Source organism: Ramlibacter sp., from assembly GCF_035706265.1.
Lineage (GTDB): Bacteria > Pseudomonadota > Gammaproteobacteria > Burkholderiales > Burkholderiaceae_C > Ramlibacter.
Genome location: NZ_DASSVG010000023.1, coordinates 1 through 6,665, shown reverse-complemented (window position 1 = coordinate 6,665; position 6,665 = coordinate 1). Strand labels below are relative to the sequence as shown.

The window sequence follows — 6,665 nt, the reverse complement described above, 5'->3', positions numbered from 1 at the left end:
CTTCTCCTCGAAATAGAGCACCTGCAGCGAGGCGAGCGAACGGGCGGACAGCCGGTCCTTCTCCTCGGACAGTCCCAGCTTGCGCAGCTGCTGGATCAGCCAGTCGCGGTTGCCCACGTTCTCGCCCGCCTCGGTGTGCTTGACGATCGCCTCGGGGATCGTCAGGCGCGCGAAGGGCTTGGAGAGGTCCACCTCGCGGCCGCTGTAGGGGAGCTGCAGCGTGCCCACCGCCTTCATCGCCGCATCGCGCACCAGCGCCTCGGTGAAGTCCATCAGGTCCTGGTAGTTCCAGTACGCCGCATAGAACTCCATCATCGTGAACTCGGGGTTGTGGCGCACCGAGATGCCTTCGTTGCGGAAGTTGCGGTTGATCTCGAACACCCGCTCGAAGCCGCCCACCAGCAGGCGCTTGAGATAGAGCTCCGGCGCGATGCGCAGGTACATCTCCTGGTCCAGCGCGTTGTGGTGCGTGATGAAGGGCTTGGCGTTGGCGCCGCCGGGGATCGGATGCAGCATGGGCGTCTCCACCTCGAGGAAGCCGGCCTGCACCATGAAGTCGCGGATGCCCGACATCGCCTTGCTGCGCGCCACGAAGCGCCGGCGCGCCTCTTCGTCCGTCATCAGGTCGACGTAGCGCTGGCGGTACTTCATCTCCTGGTCGGCCACGCCGTGGAACTTGTCCGGCATCGGCCGCAGGCTCTTGGTGAGCAGGCGGATCGAGGTGGCGTGCAGCGAGAGCTCGCCGGTGGGGGTCTTGAAGACCTTGCCTTCGGCACCGAGGATGTCGCCGAGGTCCCAGCGCTTGAACTCGTTGTAGGCCTCCTCGCCGACGGCATCGCGCGTGACGTAGACCTGGATGCGGCCGCTGCCGTCCTGCAGGGTGGCGAAGCTGGCCTTGCCCATCACCCGCTTGAGCATCATGCGGCCGGCCACGCGGGCCGCCGTGCCTTCGGTTTCGAGCTGCTCCGCGGGCTTGGCGCCGTGGGCGGCGTGGAGCGCGGCGCTCTGGTCGCCCGGCTTGAAGTCGTTGGGGAAGGCAGGGCCGGCGCCGCGCCGCTGCGCCTCGCGCAGGGCCTTGAGCTTCTCGCGGCGTTCTGCGATCAGCTGGTTCTCGTCGGTGGGCGGGGTGGTGCGGTCGTCGGACATGCGGCGGGCGCGCGGGGCGCTGCGGGAGGGGAAAACGTTCGATTTTAATGGGCCACGCCGTGCTGCCCGGCCACCCTGGCCACGGTGAGGGCCAGGATGCGCAGGTCCAGGGCCAGCGAGCGGTGTTGCAGGTACCAGGCGTCGAAGTCCACCTTCACCGGGATGGGCAGCTCGTCGCGCCCGTTCACCTGGGCCCAGCCCGTGATGCCGGGGCGCAGCACGTGCACGCCGCGCTGGGTGCGCAGCGCGATCAGGTCGTCCTGGTTGTAGAGGGCCGGCCGCGGGCCCACCAGGCTCATGTCGCCCTTCAGCACGCTCCACAGCTGGGGCAGTTCGTCCAGGCTGGTGCGGCGCAGGAAGCTGCCGATCGGCGTGAGCCAGCGCTCGGGCGAGGCGAGCAGGTGGGTGGCGAGCTCCGGCGTGTCGATGCGCATGCTGCGGAACTTGGGCATGCGGAACAGCCGGTTGCCGCGGCCGACGCGGTCGGACCAGTAGAGCACCGGGCCGGGCGAGCTGAGCTTCACGGCCAGCGCGACCAGCGCGATGGGCAGCGCCAGCACCACGAGGCCGCAGGCGGAGACGAGGAGGTCCAGCGCTCGCTTGCTCACGGCGCGCGGCTCGACTGCGCTGCGCGCTCCACGCCCTCGGCCGCGTGGACGCGCGGCTGCCATGCCAGCAGGCGCCGCGCCTTGGAGGCATCCACCTGCAGGGAACTGCAGAGGCTCTCGGCCAGGCGTTCGCGGCCGGTGAGCCTGGCGCCGGCGCGCAGCAGCCCCGGGGGCACCGGCACCAGCCGCGCCGGCAGCGCGAGGCCGGCCGCGATGTGGCGGACCAGTTCGGGCGTCGAGAGGTCCTCGGCGTCGGCGGCGAGCAGCACCTGGTTGGCCGCCGCCGGATGGTGGGTGCAGACGGCCAGCAAATCGAGCAGGTTGTCCAGCGCGAGGAAGCTGCGGGCGTTGTGGATGCCACCCAGAGGCAGCGGCCAGCCGCGCCGCACCAGCCGCACCAGGCGGCCGAAGTTGCCGGGTGCGTCGGGGCCGTACACGAGGGGCGGCCGCACGATCACGTAGTCGAGGTGCCCGCCCGCGCAGCCGGCGACCACCGCCTGTTCCGCCTGCAGCTTGCTGTGCGCGTACGGCTCCACCGGCCCGGGCACGTCGTCCTCGGTGAAGGGCCTGACTTCCGTGCGGTGGCCGTTCACGCCGATCGAGCTGAGGAACACGATCCGGCGCACGCCGCAGCGGCGCGCGGTCTTCACCACGCATTGCGCCGCGTGCACGCTGGCATCGAATTCCGCGGCGCTGCCTTCGCGGTGGGCCAGCGCCGCCAGGTGCAGCACGCAGCCGGCGCCCTCGAAGGCGGCGGCCAGTGCCGCCGTGTCCTGGTAGTCCTGCAGGCTGATCACGCGCACCCCGGCCGGCGCATCCCACGGATGGCGCGACACCGCCCGCACGACGCGTCCCTCTCCGCGCAGCTGGCGCACCAGGGCGCGGCCGATGAAACCGCTGGCGCCGGTCACCACGACCGGGGCGCTCGCGAGGTCGGCGTGGGCTGCCATCAGAACTGCCGGTACTTGCGCAGCGCGTGCAGCGCGTAGCTGGTGAAGTGCCAGGCGGAGGTGAGCGGTCCCAGCCCCTCCACCTGGCGGTAGGCCTTCCAGACCTCCTGCGCCGAGCGCTTCTTGTTGCGCGACACCGAGCGCGGCATCACGCGGTAGCGCATCAGGTCCTCGTCGAGGCCATGGGCCACGAAGCCGCGCTTGAGGATCTCCAGCCAGCAGGCGAAGTCGTCGTAGAACACCGGCTTCATCCACACCTCGCCGCATTGGGCGCGATCGATCAGCACCGTGGAGGTGGCGATCGCGGTGTTGCCCAGTAGTTGGCGGTAGGTGAGGGTGCGCGGCACGCCGATGTAATCGCCCGTGCGGCTGCCGTCGAAGGAGATGCGGCGAAAGCCGGTGAAGACGAGCGCGGCCCCGTTCGCCTGCGCATGCGCGAGCGAGCGTTCGAGCTTGGCCGGCAGCCACAGGTCGTCGCTGTCCAGGAAGGCGATCCAGCGCCCCTGGGCCTGGGCCAGCGCGGCGTTGCGCGCCGCCGCCGGGCCGCCGTTGCGGGTCATGGCCAGCAGCCGCACGCGCGGATCGCGCTCGGCCCACTGCGCCACCACGGCGCGGGTGTCGTCCGGGGAGCAGTCGTCCGCGATCAGCATCTCCCACTCGCCGTAGCTCTGCGCCAGCGCCGACGCGATCGTGTCGCCGACGTAGGCGGCGGCCTTGTACGCGGGGGTGATGATGGAGACCAGGTCCTGCTTCATGGGGCGGAAGGATCGAAGGCGACGGCCGCCCGGGCTGGCACGGCGGCGCGGCGGCTCCAGGCCGATGCGAGCAGGGCCGCAATATAGCTGCCCGCGGTGAGCAGCAGCGCAAGCCAGGCGATCGCCGGCGCGTCCACCGTGCCGGAATGCGCAGCCCACGCCAGCCAGCCGCCGCAGGCGACCAGCGCCACGGTGGAATGCAGGGCCAGCAGCAGGCGCTCGTGCCGCGAGGCGGCGAGGAAGGCCGACCAGAAGTCCGACACCCGGAGGCAGCACACCGCGAGCAGCACGGGCAGCAGGGCGATCGAGGCCTGGTAGGCCGGATACCAGCGCGCGATCGCCCAGGCGGCGGCAAAGTAGGCCGGCACGCTGGCGGCCGCGGCGGCCGCGAGCAGGCCCAGCGACGTGCCGGCGGCCAGCCGAAAGGCTGGCACCAGCCCGGCCCTCGCGAAGCGGCGCGCCACCATCGGAAAGACCGCGGCGCTGACCATGCTCTGCACGGCCTGGGCCAGCACGAGCGCCGTGGCGGCGAAGGCGTATTGGCCGAAAGCCTCCACGGCCAGCAGTTCCGCGCCGAGCCAGCGGTCGGCGTTGGTCAGCAGGCTGGCGACCACGGAGATGCCCAGGAACACGAGCGCCGTGTGCCAGGGTGCGAGCGAAAGCCGGCGGGCGGCCGCCCGCCACAGCAGCGCCAGCGGCAAGTGGGCGCGGCGGGCAGCGCGCCGCACGATCGCCAGCGAAACCGCCAGCGAGAGCACCGCCTCCACGCCGAGCACGAGGCTCGGCGAGCCGGTCGTGCCGGCGACGATGGCGCTCGCGACCACGATGGCCACCGCGCGGCCGAAGTTCTGCCACGCATAGCGCAGCGGCTCGCCGGCGCTGCGGCTTTCGGTGGTGGCGACCAGGAAGGCCTGCTGCGACAAGCCGTTGAAAACCGCGACGGCGAAGGCGATCCCCGACAGGCCCGCGATGGCGCGCGGCAGCAGCGCGCCCAGCATGCCGAGCGCCGCACAGGCCGCGGCGACCAGCAGCGCCTGCGCCAGCAGCAGCAGGGCGCGGCGCCGGCGGCCGTGCGCGAGCTGGATCGGCATGTCCCGCTGCAGCAGCGGGTAAAGCCCCAGCGCCCCCAGCATGCAGAACACCGTGGCGACGACCAGGCCCATGCTGTAGCGGGCGAAGCCGGGCACATCGAGCAGGCGCGCCATCAGCAGCACGCGCAGCATCAGCAGCGCCATGCCGGCGCCGAGCACGGGCAGGTACCACAGCTGGCGGCGCAGGACGGGCGTCTTCAGCGGCCCGGGACGCGGGTCATCGGTCGCCAACGGGCATCTTCTCGCGGATGAAGTCCACCGGCTGCAGGAACCAGCGGCGGCGCACGCGGTCGGAGGCAGCGCTCGCGTCCGCCGGCGGCTGGCGCAGCGCCTCCCATTCGCCGGCCTGGAGCAGGGCCGCGACGCGGTCTTCGCCGGTGGCGTCCGGGCTCGCGAAGGCGTCGTCGGCCTGCAGCTGGCCGGTGCGAAGAAGGTCCACCAGCCGCTGCGGGTCGGCGCCCGGCACGTAGCGGTAGGAGGTGGTGCTGATCGCCTTCACGTGCTGCACGTACTGCGGCAGCCGGTAAGCCACGGTGTAGAGGAAGCGCAGCGTACCGCGCCGCAGGCGGTCCTGCGCCGCGGCGCGGTGCTGGCGCGGCAGGTCCACGTCCAATACCAGCCGCGCCAGCGCCTCGGGCGTGCTCGCGTCGGTGCGGAAGCCGGCCTCCTGGTAATGCGAGGGGCCGATGGCGATCACCTGCTTGCCCAGCGCCGCGGCCTCCAGCGCGGCGCTTCCGCTGGCCAGCAGGACGGCGTCGCACTGCGCGATCAGCGACATGGTGCTGGCCTTGTCCGCGCTCGCGATCGCGTGGATGCCGCGCGCGCGCGCCCACTCGGTGTAGTGCGCCTCGGGCAGTCGGCCGTCGCGCTTGCCGATGCGCTCGGACCAGTTCGGGTGGCAGCGCAGCACCAGGTCCTGCGGCTGCAGGCCCAGATGCGCGATCACGGCGTCGAAGCCGGCCGCGGCCCCGCCCCAGGGCGAGGCCCAGCCGGGCATGCTCCAGACCTCGTTGAGGCTGCTGGGAAGCACCAGGATGCGGCGGCGCCCGCCCGCCACCGGCCAGCCGGTCTCGCGCGCATCGACGTTGTAGGCCCGCCATTCGCTGAGGTTGGTGCGCGTGAGCCGCGCGGCGACGAAGGCTGCGGCCTTGCGCGCCTGCACCTCCGACAACGGCACGGTACTCCAGCGCGCCACCATGGCGTGCCAGCTCTCCAGGCCCAGGCAGTGTTCGTCCGGCAGCAGCTGGATGCCGTCGCCGAACCAGGTGCGCTCGAAGGTCACGACCCGCACGCCCGCAGCGCGCGCGGCTTCGAAGATGCCGCGGGTGGCGTCCATGCGGCCGTTGAAGAGACAGATCGCGTCGAGCCCCTCGCGGCGGATCCAGGCGCTCGCAGCTTCGTAGGCCATGGCAGCCGTGGGCGCCAGGCGCTCGCGCAGCTGTGCGAATTCGGGGCTCGCGTAATCGGCGGGCGACTCGAAGCGGCCCAGCGTGCTGGCGCTGGAGGCGGCCCATTCGCTGCCGCGGGCCAGCGCTTCGGCATCGGGTGCGCCGGCGAGGCTGCCGATCGACGTCACGTTGCGGCCCGTGTACGAACGCACGCCGCCCGCGCGGCACATGAGGCACTCCATCCAGTCGGGCCGCACGTCGCGCAGCTCGCGCGTGTAGCAGGCCGGCAGGTCGGCGTCGCAGGCGAGGAAGGACGCGGCGTGGCCGGCCTGTTGGACCAGGCGCGCGAGGAACATCATGTGCTCCACGTGCGGCCGCCAGGCGTAGATGCTGGCGAAGCCGACCCTGAGTTGCGTCATGCGGGGATTTTCACACGGCAACTCCTCGTGTCCTTGCCCGTCGCAGATTGTGAGTCCCTCGCCTGGGCGGCTGGGGAAGCGGTGTGGCCCCTGTGCCGGCCCGGAGGGGGTTTGTCCGTCTCCTCCATGTCCCCCGGCGCGGATGAGAACCGTTGCCCGTGATGACAGCGCGCCCGCGCCTCCTCCTGTACTTCCGGAGCCGGACAAACCCCCTCCGGGCCTGCGCCGCGGCGAACGCGCCCCCCGGAAAGGCACTCGGGAACGCCCGCTCGGGGCCATGTACGCACGGCGCAGCGCTGCGTCACGGC

6 protein-coding genes are annotated in these 6,665 nt (G+C 72.2%); all 6 read right to left on the bottom strand.

The window, feature by feature from the left end:
- A partial coding sequence (locus VFM98_RS00885; protein WP_325107997.1) for a lysine--tRNA ligase occupies positions 1 to 1,146 on the bottom strand: 1,146 nt, incomplete at its 3' end.
- Between the two features lie 44 nt (positions 1,147 to 1,190).
- Positions 1,191 to 1,754, bottom strand: coding sequence for a sugar transferase (locus VFM98_RS00880; protein WP_325107996.1), 564 nt, complete (start codon positions 1,752 to 1,754; stop codon positions 1,191 to 1,193).
- On the bottom strand, positions 1,751 to 2,704 hold the full coding sequence (locus VFM98_RS00875; RefSeq protein ID WP_325107995.1) for an NAD-dependent epimerase/dehydratase family protein: 954 nt from the start codon (positions 2,702 to 2,704) through the stop codon (positions 1,751 to 1,753). Before VFM98_RS00875 ends, VFM98_RS00880 begins: the two co-directional genes overlap by 4 nt.
- Positions 2,704 to 3,459 (bottom strand): glycosyltransferase family 2 protein, encoded by a 756-nt coding sequence (locus tag VFM98_RS00870; protein WP_325107994.1) that lies wholly within the window; start codon positions 3,457 to 3,459, stop codon positions 2,704 to 2,706. Before VFM98_RS00870 ends, VFM98_RS00875 begins: the two co-directional genes overlap by 1 nt.
- On the bottom strand, positions 3,456 to 4,781 hold the full coding sequence (locus VFM98_RS00865; RefSeq protein WP_325107993.1) for a hypothetical protein: 1,326 nt from the start codon (positions 4,779 to 4,781) through the stop codon (positions 3,456 to 3,458). The genes VFM98_RS00870 and VFM98_RS00865 overlap by 4 nt, the downstream gene beginning before the upstream one ends.
- Positions 4,768 to 6,357 carry a hypothetical protein gene (locus VFM98_RS00860; RefSeq protein WP_325107992.1) on the bottom strand — a complete coding sequence of 530 codons (1,590 nt, stop codon included), beginning with the start codon at positions 6,355 to 6,357 and terminating at the stop codon, positions 4,768 to 4,770. The genes VFM98_RS00865 and VFM98_RS00860 overlap by 14 nt, the downstream gene beginning before the upstream one ends.
- Positions 6,358 to 6,665 lie beyond the last annotated feature (308 nt).